The following is a 17,744-nucleotide window of genomic DNA, read 5'->3' on the forward strand; positions in this document are numbered from 1 at the left end:
ACACTTTTGAAAAGATTTTAAGAGAGCAAATAATGAAATCATTAATCATTAAACTGTGGCGTACCATGACGCGCCCAGCTGTACATATCAGCCTAGGTGTGCTGACTATGGGCGGCTTTATTGCTGGTGTTATCTTTTGGGGTGGCTTTAACACCGCTCTAGAAGCAACCAACACAGAAGAATTCTGTATTAGTTGTCACACAATGCGTGACAACGTGTACGTTGAGCTACAAGAAACGGTGCACTGGAAAAACCACTCTGGTGTTCGTGCTACCTGCCCTGATTGTCACGTTCCACATAACTGGACAGATAAGATCGCTCGTAAGATGCAAGCTTCTAAAGAAGTATTTGCACAAGTATTTGGCAACTACGACGAACCGGGTGTGTTCGAAGAGCGTCGTATCGAACTTGCTAAACACGAATGGGATCGTTTCTCGGCAAACAAATCTCTGGAGTGTAAAAACTGTCACAACTACGAATCGATGGATTTCGAGCAAATGTCTCCTACGGCTCGTATCCAAATGAAGCAAGCCGCTGAGAAAGATCAAAGCTGTGTTGACTGTCACAAGGGTATTGCGCACAACCTACCAGCAGGCATGGAAAGCATTGGCGGTATCGTGGGTGATCTAGAGGGTATGACTTCTAACACTGATTACGGCGTTGGTCAGCAACTCGTGAGCGTTCGTCACCTACCAATTTACTTTGATGCGCAAGGCAGTAAAGAAGCTGGTCTTCTTAATCCTGCATCGACCGTTAAAGTTCTTGAAGACAAAGGCGAGTTTGTTGAGATCGAAATTGACGGTTGGCGCAAAGCAAAAGGTTTTGGTCGTGTAATTCAAGAAGACTTCGGTAAGAACATTGCGACTGCGTCTCTGATGAAAGAAGCAGCAACAGACAGCAACATTGTGACGACTGGTGAGAAAAAAGTGGATGAGTTAACAGGCCTTCCTTGGGAAAAAGTAGCGGCGAAAGTATGGATTAAGAAAGAGTCTATGCTGAACGACATCAATCCTGTTTGGGAAAAATCTCGTGAAGCGTACAAAACCAACTGTTCAGTATGTCACACGCAACCTGCGGAAGCGCACTTCGACGCGAACACCTGGCCAGGTATGTTCGACGGTATGTTGGCGTTCGTTAACCTAGATACAGACAGTGAAGCCCTGATCTTGAAGTATCTACAGAAACACTCTTCAGATTATGCTGAAGGTCACCACTAATAAGCGTCGGATTGGAGTAATTTAAATGGCTATTACACGAAGAAGTTTTCTTAAAGGTGTAGCAACCACAAGTGCAGCGTCAGTTATTGGTCCTAGCTTATTGGCGTCAGCCTCTGCCAATGCTGTTGAGACGACAGGTACTTGGAAAGTAACAGGTTCTCACTGGGGCGCGTTCCGCGCCCACATCTACGCGGGTAAAGTTCAAGAGATCAAACCGCTAGAGCTAGACAAAAACCCAACTGAAATGCTAAACGGCATCAAGGGCATTATTTACAGCCCTTCACGTGTGCGTTACCCAATGGTTCGTCTAGATTGGTTGAAGAAACACAAATATAGCGCGGATACTCGCGGTAACAACCGTTTCATCCGCGTGACTTGGGATGAAGCGCTAGATTTGTTCTACCGTGAACTAGAACGTATTCAAAAAGACTACGGTCCATGGGCGCTACACGCAGGTCAAACGGGTTGGAACCAAACAGGTTCATTCAACAACTGTACCGCGCACATGCAACGTGCAGTGGGTATGCACGGCAACTTTATCACGAAAGTAGGTGACTACTCGACGGGGGCAGGTCAAACCATCATGCCTTACGTACTTGGTTCAACCGAAGTTTACGCACAAGGTACGTCTTGGTCTGAAATCCTAGAGAACTCTGACAACATCGTTCTTTGGGCTAACGACCCAGTGAAAAACCTTCAAGTAGGTTGGAACTGTGAAACGCATGAGTCGTTCAAGTACCTAGCACAACTAAAAGAAAAAGTAGCGAAAGGTGAGATCAACGTTCTATCTGTAGATCCAGTGAAGAACAAGACTCAGCGCTACTTAGAGAACGATCACTTGTACATTAACCCGCTGACAGACGTAGCGTTCATGCTTGCTGTGGCGCACGTGCTGTACAACGAAGACTTGTACGATAAGAAGTTCATTGATACTTACTGTCTAGGCTTTGAAGAGTTTATTCAATACGTTCAAGGTAAGACAAAAGACAAAGTAGAGAAAACACCAGAGTGGGCTGCGGCTATCTGTGGCGTGAAAGCGGACAAGATTCGCGAATTCGCGCGTATGCTAGTAAGTGGCCGTACACAGATCCTGATGGGTTGGTGTATCCAGCGTCAAGAGCACGGTGAGCAACCATACTGGGCGGCGGCTGTGGTTGCTGCAATGGTTGGTCAAATCGGTCTACCTGGCGGTGGCATCTCTTACGGTCACCACTACTCAAGTATCGGTGTGCCTTCTACTGGTTTCGCGGGCCCTGGTGGTTTCCCTCGTAACCTTGACCAAGGTATGAAGCCGAAGTGGGACAACAACGACTTTAACGGTTACAGCCGTACTATCCCAGTTGCACGTTGGATCGACTGTCTGCTTGAGCCAGGCAAAGAGATCAACTACAACGGCGGTAAAGTGAAACTGCCAGACTTCAAGATGATGGTGATCTCGGGTTGTAACCCATGGCACCACCATCAAGATCGTAACCGCATGAAGAAAGCGTTCCGCAAACTTCAAACGGTTGTAACGATCGAGTTTGCTTGGACTGCAACATGTCGTTTCTCGGATATCGTTCTACCTGCGTGTACGCAATGGGAACGTAACGACATCGACGTATACGGTTCATACTCGAACAAAGGTCTGATTGCGATGCATCGTCTCGTCGATCCATTGTTCCAATCTAAGCCTGATTTCCAAATCATGAGTGAACTCACTCAGCGTTTTGGTCGCCGCGAAGAATACACTCGTGGTATGAGCGAGATGGAATGGATCGAAAGCCTTTACAACGATTGTAAGAAAGCGAACGAAGGTAAGTTTGAAATGCCAGAATTCAACGAGTTCTGGGAGAAGAGCGTACTAGACTTCGGTGAAGGTAAACCTTGGGTTCGTCATGCGGACTTCCGTAAAGACCCTGAGCTTAACCCACTAGGTACGCCATCTGGTTTCATCGAGATCACGTCTCGTAAGATCGGCCGTTACGGCTACGAACACTGTCAAGAACACCCAATGTGGTTCGAAAAATCAGAGCGTTCACACGGTGGCCCTGGTTCAGATAAATACCCATTCTGGTTGCAGTCTTGTCACCCAGACAAGCGTCTGCACTCTCAAATGTGTGAATCTGAAGAGTTCCGTGCAACTTACGCGGTGCAAGGTCGTGAGCCTGTTTACATCAACCCAGCGGATGCGAAAGCGAAAGGCATCAAAGACGGTGACTTAGTGCGCGTATTCAACGGTCGTGGTCAGCTATTAGCTGGTGCTGTTCTTACTGACAGCTACCCACGTGGCGTTATTCGTATCGAAGAAGGTGCATGGTACGGTCCTCTAAACGAGAAAGAGGGCGCAATCTGTACTTACGGTGACCCTAACACGCTAACGCAAGACATTGGCTCTTCTGAACTTGCGCAGGCGACTTCTGCGAACACATGTATCGTAGACTTCGAGAAGTTCACCGGCAAAGTACCGCCAGTGACTTCATTCGGTGGTCCAATCGAAGTTGCTTAATTAATGCAATTCACATCAATCGAAATACCAGCCTTCGGGCTGGTATTTTTTTAACCAAAATTTCAGTGAGCGTTATCTCAATAATAAATTTGTGACGCTAAACGACAGTAGGATTCGTGACGTCGATAACGAATTGGGTGGGACAAGCAGGGGATAATGAACCAAGCTAAACAATAATAATTAAGTGAGTAGACTCTTTATGGCTCAGAGCATTCAATTGGCAAATCACATTGAGATCACTGTGAATAACAACGACTTCCAAGTTGAAGTTGAGGGTAATCAATTACATTTTTCTTTTGCTGGGCTTCACAATAAAACGTTTACCGACCGTGAAGTGTTGTTTGAGATGCCGTTTTTATACGAGCACGAGGCCAATGTGATTGGCGATGGCTTCCAAATGCTGGCGCAAACAGCGGGAACGGTTAGCCATCCCGTTGAGATTGGTCGCTGTCCAGACAACAACCCTTCTTATCGAATCTATCCCAAAGATGCCCCTAAGCGTTACTACAACTATTTAGTGATGGAAGGCTCGGCTGGCTATACCTTGTTTGGCTTTACTTCATGTCACCGTTTTGCGGGCTATTTTGATGTTGTCCTGCGTGATGGACATTGGGTTTTATCTGCCGCGATTGATGGTGAGTTTACTCAAGTGGCGGATTGGGAAAGTAATCAACTTGAGTCCGTGGCGGTACTCTGTGGCCAATCTCTGTCTGAGCTTTATCAAATCTATGGCGAGATGATTGCAGAGCATCATCCTGTTCGCCAAGGTGTGACACAAGATGCGCCTGTCGGTTGGTGTTCGTGGTATGCCTACTACGCAGACGTGACAGAGCAAAACATCATGCAGAACGTTGATTGCATGCAAGATAAGCTTGAAGACCTAGAGTGGGTACTTCTGGATGATGGCTATCAAGCCTTTATGGGCGATTGGTTAATCCCATCGGATAAGTTTTCTGGTGGCGTGAAAGAGCTCATTCATAGTATCCGTGCAAAAGGCAAAAAGCCGGCGATTTGGATGGCACCCTTTATTGCTCAACCTGAGTCGGAGATCTTCAAACAACACCCAGAGTGGTTTGTTCGTCACAAAGATGGAAGCTTACTTAAAGCAGAAGATGTCACATACGGTGGTTGGCGCTGCACGCCTTGGTACATACTCGATACCTCAAACCCAGAAGTGCAAGACCATCTGACGAATGTGGTCTCTGTCATGAGACAAGAGTGGGGCGTTGAATTGTTCAAGCTAGACGCGAACTATTGGGGAACCTTGAAAGGTGTGCGTAAACAATCTGGTATTACAGGCGTTGAGGCGTATCGCTTAGGAATGGAAGCGATTGCTAAAGGCGCTGGTGATGCGTGGCTTTTAGGTTGCAACGCGCCAATGTGGCCATCTCTAGGGCTTGTGGATGCAATGCGTGTTTCTGATGACGTAGAACGCCATAGTCGTCGTTTCGAGCAGATAGCCAAAGAAACCTTTTACCGTAGTTGGCAGCATCGAAAACTGTGGCAAATTGATCCGGATTGCGCGACATTCACGTCATTAGCTAATCAAGCCGCATCCAGAGAAGAGTATGAATTTCATCGCACGGTGTTATTGGCGTGTGGTGGTTTGCTGCTGTCTGGCGATCCGCTCCCTGAGATTACGCCATTTGCAAAGAAGACATTGGCTAAGCTCATGCTACGTCAACAACGTAACCAAGAGTCAGCAAAGTTCACGGCTTTGAGTTTAAATCATGCGTTTTTAAAACTAACGACGAAGAATGACCTTCACTGCTTGTTTAACTATGCCAGCTACGGGGCGATGGAATTTACGCTGACGTCTGATCAACCGATGGATTGGTATGATTACTGGACAGGAGAAAAGCTAAACCAAGAACCTTGTCAGTTATTAATGGTGAGCGTGGATAAAGGGCTAAATGCGAAAGCGATCGTCACGGCATAACGTGCAGCAAATCGTTCGATTATAAAAACAAGAAAGGAGCTTACTGTGGCTCCTTTCTTGTTTTGACGTCCTGAGCGTTAGAACTCGAATAAGAAGTAATACCCGTATCCAACGATAAAAGCAGGAATGGACGAATAAATAGTCGCGACCAAAGCGGCTTTCGGTGCCATAGCAATGGCGGGGAATAGGGCGTCACCATCATTGGAAATCGCATTTGCCAGCTGCGCCGAAAGTGGAGCAGCACCAGAAATGTATAGGCTGGTGACTAAAATTTGCGGACCACAACCAGGTAGCATACCAATGGCTAAGCCAGCTAATGGCATCCATATCCCCCAATGAGAAAAGGTTTCTACGAGGTCGATTCCAGAAAAATAGGTCGTCAGTTCAAACGCCAGAAACGCCACGATCACCCAAGCACTGACGAAGTTTGTGTCTTGAGCCGCTTTTTGAATTGGGTGCGAGTCCACAATTTTTTCATCTTCAGAGACCGTTGACTGATAATCGCCGAGCTCTTTTGTCATCGCCCACAACGACATTGTGATCACCGCGAAGATAGCGCCCAGCCATTCAATGGTATTGGCCTGCAAAGACAACAGCTGATTAATATCGATTTGGAAAGACATTAACACAGCAACGACGCTGACAGGTACAATAAGCCATTTCCAAAATGCGCCTTGTAGATTGATTGCACGTTGTTCAAGAGGCGTGTGTCGGTCTGTCTGGTGTTGGCAACAAGCATGTGTCTGAGGTGCTTCTTTTGGTTCTGGTCGCAGAAAGTTATCAGCATGAAAAGCATTAACGACTAACCCTGAAAGAGTACCCACGATAATGCCTAATCCAACCACGCCTAATCCAACACTTGGTTTGGCGGCAAGAAGTAAAAAGGCAGCGTCACCCATTGTTGAAGTAAGTACCGCGACAATCGCACCAAATCCCACTCGGCCACTAATAAATTGCGTTGTCACAACAATAGCGCCACCACAGCCAGGCAAAGCACCCAATAAAGAAGCAAAGAAAACCTGATGATTACGCGAGCGATGATATAGCTCGGTAATTCGATTGGTTTTCGACATAAAGTTTGAAAGATAATGATAAATAGCCAATGTGGCAGCAACATAGCATGACACTGCCCAGAATGAGTCGGATAGCGTCTGTACGGCTACGTCACGTGTATTTTCATTGCCTAGCAAAATGAGCATGACGATAGGGATCAGCAATCGCTTATAAGCTAAACGAAACTGAGTAGGCTGAAACAACTGTTGTGCAGAGTGTAATAATTGGGTCGCGTTCATCGTTTACTCAAATGCAAATAGGAATAATTGTCATTATATGTAAATGAGATTTATTCGCAATAGCATTGTGAACTTTTCTTCGTGTCAAACTCTCTGAAATCAGGTAAAGTATCGGCCTTTGTGAGCAAACACGCCCTAATTAACTGTATTAGGCGGCGTATAAAATTGACTTGAATAGGAAGAAACATGATTCTAGTTGTAGGTCATAAGAACCCAGACAGTGACAGTATTTGTAGTGCACTCGTTGCAACTGAACTTCTAAAAGCGCGTGGCGTTGAAGCTATGCCAATTCGCCAAGGCGAAATCAACCGTGAAACTCAGCACATCCTAGAAGTTGCTGGCGCTGAAGTTCCTGAGCTTCGCACATCAGTTGCGGGTGAGACCGTTTGGCTAGTAGATTACTCAGATCTAGCACAAGCACCAGACGATATCGCAGAAGCTGAAATTGCGGGTATTGTTGACCACCACCGTCTAGGTGACGTGATGACAGTAAACCCAATGGAAGCATGGATCTGGCCTGTTGGTTGTACCAACACTGTTCTATTCAACATGTTCAAGATTGAAGGTCACGCGATTACTCCACAAATTGCTAAGCTAATGATGTCAGCAATTCTATCTGACACAGTAGGTTTTGCTTCTCCAACTTGTACACAAAAAGACAAAGATGCCGTTGCTGAACTAGCGGCAATCGCAGACGTACAAGATGTTGACGCGTTCACTAAAGATCTTCTAATTGCTAAAACAAACATCGAAGGTCTATCAGCGGCTGAGCTTGTTGAGAAAGACCTTAAAGGTTACCCATTCAACGGTCGTGACGTAGTGGTTGGTCAGGTTGAACTTGCAACTCTTGAGCAAGTTGACGGTATGATCGAAGCACTAGAAGCAGACCTAGAATCTCGTTGTGAGAAAGATAACCTAGCGTTCGCTGCTGTAATGCTAACAGACATCACGACTGCTCAAACTCGTCTTCTATACAAAGGTGAGTGGGCTGAGAAGCTTGTTAAGCACGAAAAAGACGGCATGCTAATGATGGAAAACACGCTAAGCCGTAAGAAGCAAGGTTGGCCTTGGCTTCAAACTGAGCTAGCTTAATTTTCTAGCATATACTTTAAATGCCCGCCTAGCTGCGGGCATTTTTCTATGGGAAATAGGAGACGAATATGTCTGAGCAACTGACCCAAGAGCAGATGGATACCATTAATCGCTACAACGAAGAGCAACGTTTAAAGTACTGCGTAAAAGAGATTGTGGCGAATCGTAAGGTTTGGATTCTGAAAGACGAACATGGCTGTGTCATGTTAAATACAGAAGATGATGATTGTGTACCAGTATGGCCAAACGAAGAATTTGCTTTGCAATGGGCGAATGGTGATTGGGAAGATTGCGAGCCTGAGGCGATCTCTTTAAACAAGTGGCACAGCCGTTGGACCTCTGGTCTAGAGGATGACGAGCTATCGATTGTTGTATTCCCAAATCAAAATGAAGAAGGGGTCGTATTGTTTCCTGACGAGTTTGATTTTGAACTGCGCAAACAAGCGAGCCGCCGTTAGTTTTTTGATTAGTACCCATGCAATAAAGAAGCCTGCGTTAAAGCAGGCTTCTTTATTGCACGATTACATCTTTGATAAGCTATTTTGTTTGATGGCTTGGCGCTTTATAAAAGTGGCTTTCGACTAGTCGTTGAGTAATAGGATGCTCGGGATGAGTCAATACTTGGTTGGTCTCGCCAAACTCGACCACTTCACCTTCATGCATCACCATCACTTTATCAGTAATATGCTTAACAATGCCAATATGCTGAGACACGTACACAAATGACAATCCCATCTCTTCTTGCAACTCGAGGAATAAGTTAATGATCTGCGAGCGCATTGCCATATCCAAACCGTTTAACGCCTCATCAGCGACAATGATGGAAGGTTGAAGAATAAGTGCACGAGCCAAACACACGCGCTGTTTTTGACCGGCAGCTAGCATTTGTGGATAAAAATAGGCGTGCTCAGGCAGCAATCCTACGCGGAGCAGGGTGTTCTTTACACGCTGCATGCGTGCATCTGGCGGCATGTTGGTATTTCGCTTTAGCGGACCTTCTAAAATACGACCAATCTGGATTCGTGGGTTTAACGATGTGTTTGGATCTTGGAAAATCATGCGGATGAGCTTGCAGCGTGTCGCGTAATCTTTGTGCTCCAATCGTTCGCCATTCACACGGATCTCTCCGGAGCTTGGTTCAACAACGCCAGCAAGCATACGAGCTAGTGTGGATTTTCCTGACCCGTTTTGACCAATAAAACCAATAGTTTGTCCTGGCTCTAAAGTAAAGCTTACCGGTTTAACTGCCTCATTAACCTGACGTTTGAACAGACGGGAGCGCGTAACAAATTGCTTCGATAAATTATCGACTTCAAGTAACGCACTCATGACTTTTTCTCCGTGTTCAATGGAAAGTGACAGTTAAATTTATGATTCTTAATTCGTCTGGTGTGTGGAATTTCTACACATTGTTTCTGCGCATACGGGCAACGTGGTCCGAGGCGACAACCGATAGGCAGATGCTGCAATGGCGGAATCGAGCCCGGTAGGGATTGGAGTTTTTGCTTGTGTGGTACCCAATCATTAAAGTCAGGCATCGCTTTAAGCAAGGCATCGGTGTACGGGTGCTTGGGTGCCGCAATGATTTTACTGGTATCGGCAGACTCCACCGACTGACCACAATACATTACCGTAATACGCCCTGCCCACTGTGTTATGGTCGCTAAGTCGTGGCCGATAAGCAAAATGGTTGTGTTATTAAGTTGGTTCATGCGGCTCAACAGACGCAAAATTTGCGATTGAGTAATCGGGTCTAAGTCGTTGGTTGGCTCATCTGCGATCAGCAACTTTGGTTTGGTCGCTATCGCCATGGCAATCATGACTTTTTGACACTCACCATCAGTCAGTTCATAAGGGTAGCTACCCATTAAACGCTTGTGATCTTTAATACCCACTTTATGCAAAAGCGCGATGGCCTGTTTTTTACGCCATTTAAATCGCTCCCACCATTTCCCTTCAAATGCGCGAGATGGAATGGATTCAATCAATTGACGCCCGACTTCCTCTGAAGGGTCAAGACAAGTTGAAGGCTCTTGGAAAATCATCGCAATATCACGAGCAATGACGCGCCGACGCTCTTTTGGTGTAAGCTGAAGCAAGTCAATATTGCCAAGGCGCATACGGTCTGCGGTGATGCGCCAGTTATCTTTACTTACCCCGACAATCGCTTTTGCAACTAAGCTTTTCCCTGAACCAGACTCACCTACAAGACCACGAATTTCGCCTTCGTTCAAAGTTAGGCTCATTCGGTCAACGGCTTTGACCAACCCTTGAGGTGTTTCGATCTCAATGGTCAAATGTCGAATATCTAACAACGGCATTATTCGATCCCCGCATTAAGCGCTTGACGTACACCTTCACCTACTAAGTTTAGGGTAATAACAGTAAACATGATGGTCAGGCCGGGTAGGGTCACTGTCCAAGGTGCAATATAAATAAGCTCGACAGAGTCACCTAATATTGCTCCCCACTCGGTGCTTGGTGCCTGTGCGCCTAGGCCAAGAAAACCCAGTGCCGTAATATCTAAAATCGCAGCAGAGAGCGCGAGTGTGATTTCAGCGGCAATGACCGTCAGAATGTTAGGAAGAATTGAACTCCACAGTAAGTAGAAATCATTAGCGCCATCAAGGCGTGCTGCCATTATGTAGTCTTTTTCAACTTCGGTGTGGACTGCGATATAAACGGAGCGAATAAAACGCGGAATCAAAGCCAAGCAGATTGCGAGTAAAATATTGAACCCACCAAAGCCTAGAAATGCCACAAAAATGATTGCTAATAAGAGCGACGGGATCGACATGACGGTATCGAGCAAGTGGTTGAGAGTACTCGAAAGTAAGCCTTTCGTCATACCTGCCAATACGCCAATTAAACAGCCTACAACGGCAGCAATTGCGGTGATGGCGACAGCAGCGCCAAATGTTAGCTGAGAGCCCATAATCAGGCGCGAAAGAATATCTCTACCTAAGTCATCGGTCCCCAAAAAGTAATCAACCGTTCCTGCTGGGGCCCATGATGGCGGCACAAGCAACTCACCTGACTGTGCTTGGGCGTCAAATGGTGCAAGTAGGGGGGCAAAAATGGTAATAAGGACGATAAACACCAAGCACCACAAGCCAAACATGGCTAGTCCGTTGGCACGGTAGCTTCGCCAAAATCGCTCAAACTGAGTTGGAATGCGTTCTTCCTGATAAACGTTATTTGTTAGCATACCATTCCTTTCGAACTAAAGGGTTAATCATCGCGCCAATCAAATCCGAGAGAATGTTAGCGGTAAGAACCAAAGTCGCAAGTACCATCACGCCAGCTTGGATAGATGCATAGTCTTGGCTTGCTAGCGCATCTAAAAGCCAACGACCAATACCTGGCCAGTTAAAAATAGACTCCGTGATGATAGCTAAGGTAATCATACTCGAAAGTTGAACACCAACTTTGGGAATGATAGGCGGTATCGCATTCCGCAATACATGTTGAGTTACGATTTCGCGGTTAGAAAGACCTTTGATTCTCGCTGCACGGATGTAGTTTTGGCTCATCACTTCCGCTACCGAGGAGCGCATTAGTCCGACAACCTGGGTGGTTGGAGCCAAAGCGAGCACCAAACATGGCAGTACCATATGCTCAATAACGCTTTGCAGTGCGTGAGCGCGGTATTCGCCTTTCGCCATGAATGCGTCGATAATGGCAAACCCGGTTACATGATCAATTTCGTAAAGTAAATCATACCGTCCCGCAACGGGAAAGAGTTGGTATTCCAATGAAAAGACCATGATAAGTAACAGAGCTACCCAAAAGATTGGGGCGGAATAACCAGACATTGACATGAATGAAATGCTGGTATCGAGCCATTTACCTTGCTTCATCCCAGCCACGGTTCCAAGTGGAATGCCGATCAAAAGGGACACCAAAAAGGCAAAGAAACACAATTCCAAAGTGGCTGGGAATACAACGGCGAGCTCGTCGTAAATCGCATTGCCGTTTTTACTTATGCCAAAATCGAGTTGAGAAAGGTTGATCAAGTAAGTTTGCCAGCCAGACCAAAAATCAACGTTTGCCCAGTGCGAGAGAGGGTCAAGGCGAAGCAGAGAAAAACCCACTAATGTAAGGATCATCAAAGTGATGATAAATAGGTTAAAGCGTCGAACGGTATACCAAAACATCAGTGAATTCTCTCAACTCTATCAAACGGTTGGGCATTGAAAGGGCTTGATTTGAAGCCTGTCAGCGATTTGTCGTGCACACGGAACTGCACGCCATGCGCCAGAGGAATAACCGGGAACTCTTGATTCAAAATGTTCTGTGCTTGGCGATATAGGTTCAAACGGTAACGCGGTTCTTGAGTTTCTAACGCCAAATCGAGCAAGAAATCGAAGTCATCGTTACACCACATGGACACGTTAAGGCCAACGCGGTCAGACTCGCAAGATAATAAAGGGCGGAAAAAGTTGTCAGGATCCCCGGTATCACCAATCCAACCTGTTAAAAGTAAATCGATATCGTTGATGTTCTCCAAATCCACACGTTCAAACCTATCATCGGTAAGTAGCGTTAATTTAACCCCAATATCGGCAAAATTCGCTTGGATTAGCTCCGCGGTCTTGCGAGGGCTTGGGTTAAAAGCACGTGGTTCAAGTGGTATCCACATGGTCAATTCTAGGCCGTCTTCGTAGCCTGCATCTCGAAGTAGTGCCAATGCATAATTCCGGTCATAACGAATTTTTACACTGTCTTTTTGATAAGCCCATGAATTAGGTGGTAGCAAGGTATAAGCTTGGGAGCCAGTTCCGTAGTAAACCGAATCTAAAATATTTTGACGGTTGATCGCTAAGTTAAGAGCTTGGCGAACTCGAGCATCACTCAGCGCGGTGGTTTCTGTGTTTATCGCAATAAAGGAAACGTTGTTAGCTGGTGTAGCCGTCAGCTCAAGGTTGTCATTTTCTTGAATGACAGGTATTTGGCTCGAAATAGGTGAAGAGAGTACGTCACACTCGTTTCTTAAAAGTTTAGCTAATGTACCCGTGCCTCTGTGAGAGATATCGAACACCACTTGTTCCATTTTTGCTGGTGACTTCCAGTAATTAGAATGACGCTCTAATCGAATCAAATCGTTCACTTGGTACTCTTTTATTTGATAAGGGCCGGTACCGATAGGAAGTTGGTCGATTTCTTCTTTATGATCTTTTGCTGCCAATTGCTGTCCGTACTCCGCAGACAAGATAACCGCATGGCTGGTGGCAATATTGGCCAAGAAAGAAAAGTTTGGCTGAGATAACGTAAACCTTACCGTATGCTCATCTATTGCAACCACGTCTTGGAGTAGGTTTTGAAAATCTAACCCTGCAAACCATGGATAAAAACCACCACCTACTTGGTGAAAAGGATGGTCTACATCGATGATTCGCTTGAAGCTAAATACCACATCTTTTGCATTCAATGGGCGAGTGGGTGCGAACCAAGGCGTGGTTTGGAATTGAACACCACGTTTAAGCTTAAACGTGTATTCCGTCCCTGATTCATTTACTGACCAACTCTCGGCGATGCTTGCCACGGGCTGATGTGATTTAGGATCGAGCGTGAGCAGCGTATCGTACAGCTGTGGGCTCAGAGCCTCTGCGGTAATACCGCTATCAATAAGCTGAGGGTTAAACGTGGTCGGCTTACCCTGTCCGCAAAACACAAAGCCAGCTTTGCGAATATCATTGTGGTCAATTTCATCGCCACAAGCGGTAAGTAGGCTAATCCCAATAAGGCTCAGCGATAATCTTATAAAAGCATTCATAATATGAAATGTTCATTGGATCTTGCTCGTTTCGTTTGATCTTACTCTTTCAAAGCTAACAAGCGAAAATGATCTCGCTAATTTATCACCTTTGTGAACTCGCTCCAAACATAAAATCCATACACTGTAAGGTGTTATGCCATAAATGCATGCGAATTAGAGCGCAGTCAAGAGCTCGTGTATTGATTGAGTTCTCTCGGTCAAGTTAGCTTTGTCCGACCAAACCATATTTTCTAACCATCCCTCGTAATTGGTGATAGCTCAAGCCAAGTAGCTCGGCTGCTTGTCGTTGATTAAACTTGGCTTCTTCCAATGCACGATTGAGTAAATGGATATCTTGTTCCTCTTGCCATTGTTTATAGTCTAGAGGGAATTGGATGGTGTTGCTTGATGCTTCCTCTTCTTGTTGTTCTGCTTGTTTTGCACTATGGCCAAGCGCGCTGTGCCAAACCGTTTCAAAGGGATTGAAAACCAGTTCATCAATTGGGTGAGCATTCAGACCATGTTGGTAAATCGCACGTTCAATCACGTTTTTTAGTTCGCGGACGTTACCGGGCCATTCATATTCAATAAGCGACTGCTGCGCTTTTGGGGTAAAACCGACAAAGTATTCCAGTTGCAGTTCACGACACATTTTCATCGCGTAGTGCTCTGCTAAAGAGAGAATGTCTTCTTTGCGCTCGCGAAGAGGCGGCAACATAATGACATCGAAGGCTAGCCTGTCGAGCAGATCTGCACGAAAATCACCTTGCTCTGCCAATTTTGGTAGGTCGGCATTGGTTGCACAAACAAGTCGAACATCCGCATTGAGAGCGGTATGACCGCCAACTCGCTCATATTCACCATATTCAATGACACGTAATAGCTTTTCTTGAACTAAAAGTGGTGCGGTTGCCAGTTCGTCAAGAAACAAAGTACCGCCCTCGGCACGCTCGAAACGCCCTTTATGTTTACCTTTAGAGCCCGTGAAGGAGCCGGATTCATGTCCAAACAATTCGGAATCTATTAGCCCTTCGCTTAATGTCGCACAGTTGAGTGATAGTAGTGGTTTATCCCAACGTCTTGATAAATAATGCAAACGCTGAGCGATGAGTTCTTTACCCGTACCTCGTTCACCAATGATGAGGACAGGGCGCTCAATGGGTGCAAGTTGTGATACTTTATCTAGTACAGCGAGAAAAGCAGGTGATTCACCAATCAGGTTTTGCTTCATAAAGTCCTTCTTATTTAACAGCCGAGCCATGATTTAGAGATAGAGTTGGTAAATTTCACCAACAGTTGGTGAAAAACATCATAGCACAATAGTGTGTAACGACAACAAAATGAATAACAATCTGATTTAAAAGAAAATTATAAGTTGGCACGTTACTTGTTATATATTCAGGGAGACACAAGGTTAATCACCACCTTGTCGAGTTTTAATAGGAAAAAAGAGGAGTTCCGTTATGGGTATTTTTTCTCGATTTGCAGATATCGTTAACTCAAACATCAGTGCATTACTGGACAAGGCGGAAGATCCTGAAAAAATGATCCGTCTTATCATTCAAGAAATGGAAGACACACTTGTTGAAGTGCGTACTAACTCGGCTAAAGCGATTGCAGACAAGAAAGAGTTGGCTCGTAAGGTTGAAACGTTAGAAGAGCAAATTGGCGAATGGGGCCAAAAAGCGAGCTTAGCATTAGTTAAAGAGCGTGAAGATCTAGCTCGTGCAGCGTTAATTGAAAAGCAAAAGCTAGAGCAAGTGATTAAGGGCCTCCACACTGAGCAAACCTTAGTGGAAGAAACGATCGATAAGCTTACTGGCGAGATTGGTAAGTTGGAAAGCAAAATTGCTGAAACGCGCGCAAAACAGCAAGCACTAGCAATTCGTAACCAAACTGCATCTAACCGTCGTGATGTGCAAAAACACCTGCACACTAGCCGTACTAATGAAGCGATGGCGAAATTTGAGCAGTACTCACGTAAAGTGGATGAAATGGAAGCGGAAGCAGACCTGTATGCTCAAACTGGTAATGCTAAATCGCTAGAACAAGAGTTTGCAGAGTTGCAGGCACAAGACGAAATTGAAAAAGAGTTGGCAAAACTGAAAGAACAGATGTCATCGAAAGATAAATAAGAAAGGAGCCATTTATGTCGGCATTTTTTATAGCAGGACCAGTGATTGTCTTTTTAATCTTTGTCGCTCCACTATGGCTCTTCTTACACTATCGCAGCAAACGCAAAACAGATAGTGCACTGTCGAGCCAAGATTTAGAGCGCCTTCAGGTACTATCTGAAAAAGCGGAAGCGATGCAGTCCCGAGTTGATACATTGGAGCGCATCTTGGATGCTGAGTCACCAACATGGAGACGAAAGTATGAATAATCGAGAACTGTATCGTGATCCAGTAAATGGCAAAATCTCCGGTGTTTGCGCCGGAATTGCCAACTACTTTGGTGCAGAAGTTTGGTTGATTCGTATTGTAGTGATTTCTGCAGCGCTGTTAGGTGGTACGTTTTTGGTATTGTTAGCGTACATCGCGATGGCGTTTATGTTAGAAAAGCAACCAGTAACGTATTCTGAAAATATCAGAGCTCAGCAAGAGCATACGCTCAAAAGTAAGCCTTGGCAGAAAGGGCAAAGCCCTGATCAACTGCTCAGTGTGTTGGAAAGGGATTTTGACCGTCTTGATGGCAAAATTCGTAACATGGAAGCTTATGTTACGTCTGATACATATAGGGTGAACAGAGAATTCAGTAAGCTCTAGGCATTTTGTATCCAAAGAAGATTTAACTGAAGCAGGCATAAAGCCTGCTTTTTTATCACAAATTACTAATTTTAAAGCACTATTAATCTTTTCTGCTCTGGAAGTTCGTTCAAAATTCATCTACTTTAAAAATAATCCCCCAATTTTTATGGATGAATGTAATGAGAAAATTGCTCATTCCTATTGCCATCTCGGCTGTCTTGTCGGGGTGCGGTAAAGAACTTCCTCCTGTTCCTGAACCTGAATCGCGCCCTGCGAAGCTATTTACAGTATCTGTTGGCAATGCCCAGTTTGAGCGACATTTTCCTGCCACGACGGAAGCTGGCGATAGAGCAGTACTGACATTTCGAGTTCCTGGGCTTCTTCAAACGATAGAAGTGAATGAAGGTCAAGTCGTCAGTAAAGGTGATGTTTTGGCGTCATTAAACCCAGATGAATATTCTCTGCTCGAACAGCAAGCTCGGGCAAATTTTTTGCTCGCAGATGTGCAATACAAGCGATACCAAAAGCTACGTAAAGACCAAGTAGTATCTGAGCAAGATTTTGATGAGGCAAAAGCGAATCACAACTCGGCAAAAGCTCAATGGAATCAAGCAAAGGCAAACTTAAGGTATACCAAACTTGTCGCGCCATATGATGGCACCATTTCGTACATTCCAGCAGAAAACCATGAATATGTTGCCGCGAAAGAAGGGGTGATGAATATTCAGTCCAACCAACTCCTCAAAGTGATATTCCAAATCCCAGACTATCTTCTAAATCGTTACACGCAGGGGAGCGATGTCTCTGCCAGAATGATATTTGATGCGTTCCCCGAGCGAGCCTTTGATTTAACCTTTCAGGAAATCGATACAGAAGCCGATCCTAAAACGGGCAGTTACAAAGTCACGATGGTCATGGAACGGCCAGCAGAAATAGGCCTTTTGCCGGGAATGTCTGGCAATGCTTACCTCCTGTCCAAAAGTGCAGGAGCGACAAAGATTCCTAACTCTGCGCTGCTAGTAGAGAACGGCAAAACATACGTTTGGCGTGTCGATGAGCAAGGCATTGTGTCCAAAGCCGCAATTGAGATGAATGACAAAAATCAAGTGTTAGCTGGGCTTAACGATGGCGACCAAATCATTATCTCGGGTGTCAGTGTAATTGAACCCGGAATTAAGGTAAGAGCGTGGATTAAGGAAAGAGGGTTGTAA

The 17,744-nt window shown here is 45.4% G+C and carries 16 protein-coding genes; 9 read left to right on the forward strand and 7 right to left on the reverse strand.

Annotated elements, in window-relative coordinates:
• Positions 1-32 precede the first annotated feature (32 nt).
• The 3 genes from torC (at position 33) to R7Z49_RS05605 (ending at position 5,644) form a co-directional block, all read left to right on the forward strand.
• A complete protein-coding gene (gene torC, locus R7Z49_RS05595) occupies positions 33-1,217 on the forward strand; it encodes a pentaheme c-type cytochrome TorC (RefSeq protein ID WP_064368035.1) in 1,185 nt (394 codons plus the stop codon).
• 25 nt (positions 1,218-1,242) lie between these two features.
• Positions 1,243-3,705: a trimethylamine-N-oxide reductase TorA gene (gene torA / locus R7Z49_RS05600; protein ID WP_041156583.1), complete on the forward strand. Its 2,463-nt coding sequence runs from the start codon at positions 1,243-1,245 to the stop codon at positions 3,703-3,705.
• 199 nt (positions 3,706-3,904) lie between these two features.
• Complete coding sequence (locus R7Z49_RS05605; RefSeq protein WP_318111439.1) at positions 3,905-5,644, forward strand: glycoside hydrolase family 36 protein; 1,740 nt, start codon at positions 3,905-3,907, stop codon at positions 5,642-5,644.
• A gap of 77 nt (positions 5,645-5,721) precedes the next feature.
• Here the strand turns inward: R7Z49_RS05605 and R7Z49_RS05610 are convergent, their stop codons facing one another.
• Positions 5,722-6,936 (reverse strand): putative manganese transporter, encoded by a 1,215-nt coding sequence (locus tag R7Z49_RS05610; protein WP_318111440.1) that lies wholly within the window; start codon positions 6,934-6,936, stop codon positions 5,722-5,724.
• A 186-nt stretch (positions 6,937-7,122) separates the two neighbouring features.
• On the opposite strand from R7Z49_RS05610, the gene R7Z49_RS05615 reads away from it, so the two are divergent.
• Both R7Z49_RS05615 and R7Z49_RS05620 read left to right on the forward strand, forming a co-directional pair.
• The gene (locus R7Z49_RS05615; RefSeq protein ID WP_017634678.1) at positions 7,123-8,028 is read left to right on the forward strand and encodes a manganese-dependent inorganic pyrophosphatase; all 906 of its coding nucleotides are present in this window, start codon (positions 7,123-7,125) and stop codon (positions 8,026-8,028) included.
• A 68-nt stretch (positions 8,029-8,096) separates the two neighbouring features.
• Positions 8,097-8,486 carry a DUF2750 domain-containing protein gene (locus R7Z49_RS05620; protein WP_005378129.1) on the forward strand — a complete coding sequence of 130 codons (390 nt, stop codon included), beginning with the start codon at positions 8,097-8,099 and terminating at the stop codon, positions 8,484-8,486.
• Positions 8,487-8,565: 79 nt separating this feature from the next.
• On the opposite strand, the gene R7Z49_RS05625 is transcribed toward R7Z49_RS05620, so the two are convergent.
• The 6 genes from R7Z49_RS05625 to pspF all read right to left on the reverse strand — a co-directional run bounded on the left by R7Z49_RS05625 (position 8,566) and on the right by pspF (position 15,017).
• Positions 8,566-9,357 (reverse strand): ATP-binding cassette domain-containing protein, encoded by a 792-nt coding sequence (locus R7Z49_RS05625; protein ID WP_005393308.1) that lies wholly within the window; start codon positions 9,355-9,357, stop codon positions 8,566-8,568.
• Positions 9,354-10,349 carry an oligopeptide/dipeptide ABC transporter ATP-binding protein gene (locus tag R7Z49_RS05630; protein ID WP_005378126.1) on the reverse strand — a complete coding sequence of 332 codons (996 nt, stop codon included), beginning with the start codon at positions 10,347-10,349 and terminating at the stop codon, positions 9,354-9,356. The genes R7Z49_RS05625 and R7Z49_RS05630 overlap by 4 nt, the downstream gene beginning before the upstream one ends.
• A complete protein-coding gene (locus R7Z49_RS05635; protein WP_005378123.1) occupies positions 10,349-11,236 on the reverse strand; it encodes an ABC transporter permease subunit in 888 nt (295 codons plus the stop codon). The genes R7Z49_RS05630 and R7Z49_RS05635 overlap by 1 nt, the downstream gene beginning before the upstream one ends.
• Positions 11,223-12,185 (reverse strand): ABC transporter permease, encoded by a 963-nt coding sequence (locus R7Z49_RS05640; RefSeq protein ID WP_005378122.1) that lies wholly within the window; start codon positions 12,183-12,185, stop codon positions 11,223-11,225. The genes R7Z49_RS05635 and R7Z49_RS05640 overlap by 14 nt, the downstream gene beginning before the upstream one ends.
• Complete coding sequence (locus tag R7Z49_RS05645) at positions 12,185-13,804, reverse strand: ABC transporter substrate-binding protein (RefSeq protein WP_258489349.1); 1,620 nt, start codon at positions 13,802-13,804, stop codon at positions 12,185-12,187. The genes R7Z49_RS05640 and R7Z49_RS05645 overlap by 1 nt, the downstream gene beginning before the upstream one ends.
• 205 nt (positions 13,805-14,009) lie before the next feature.
• Positions 14,010-15,017 carry a phage shock protein operon transcriptional activator gene (pspF, locus tag R7Z49_RS05650; protein WP_017820869.1) on the reverse strand — a complete coding sequence of 336 codons (1,008 nt, stop codon included), beginning with the start codon at positions 15,015-15,017 and terminating at the stop codon, positions 14,010-14,012.
• 232 nt (positions 15,018-15,249) lie between these two features.
• Between pspF and pspA the strand changes: the two genes are divergently transcribed.
• From pspA to R7Z49_RS05670, 4 genes are all read left to right on the forward strand, one after another.
• Positions 15,250-15,921: a phage shock protein PspA gene (pspA, locus tag R7Z49_RS05655; protein ID WP_005378119.1), complete on the forward strand. Its 672-nt coding sequence runs from the start codon at positions 15,250-15,252 to the stop codon at positions 15,919-15,921.
• Between the two features lie 14 nt (positions 15,922-15,935).
• Positions 15,936-16,169: an envelope stress response membrane protein PspB gene (gene pspB, locus R7Z49_RS05660; RefSeq protein ID WP_005378117.1), complete on the forward strand. Its 234-nt coding sequence runs from the start codon at positions 15,936-15,938 to the stop codon at positions 16,167-16,169.
• A complete protein-coding gene (gene pspC, locus R7Z49_RS05665; protein WP_025766867.1) occupies positions 16,162-16,551 on the forward strand; it encodes an envelope stress response membrane protein PspC in 390 nt (129 codons plus the stop codon). Before pspB ends, pspC begins: the two co-directional genes overlap by 8 nt.
• 161 nt (positions 16,552-16,712) lie before the next feature.
• On the forward strand, positions 16,713-17,744 hold the full coding sequence (locus R7Z49_RS05670) for an efflux RND transporter periplasmic adaptor subunit (RefSeq protein WP_054577943.1): 1,032 nt from the start codon (positions 16,713-16,715) through the stop codon (positions 17,742-17,744).

Source organism: Vibrio sp. 1562 (assembly GCF_033340155.1).
GTDB lineage: Bacteria > Pseudomonadota > Gammaproteobacteria > Enterobacterales > Vibrionaceae > Vibrio > Vibrio alginolyticus.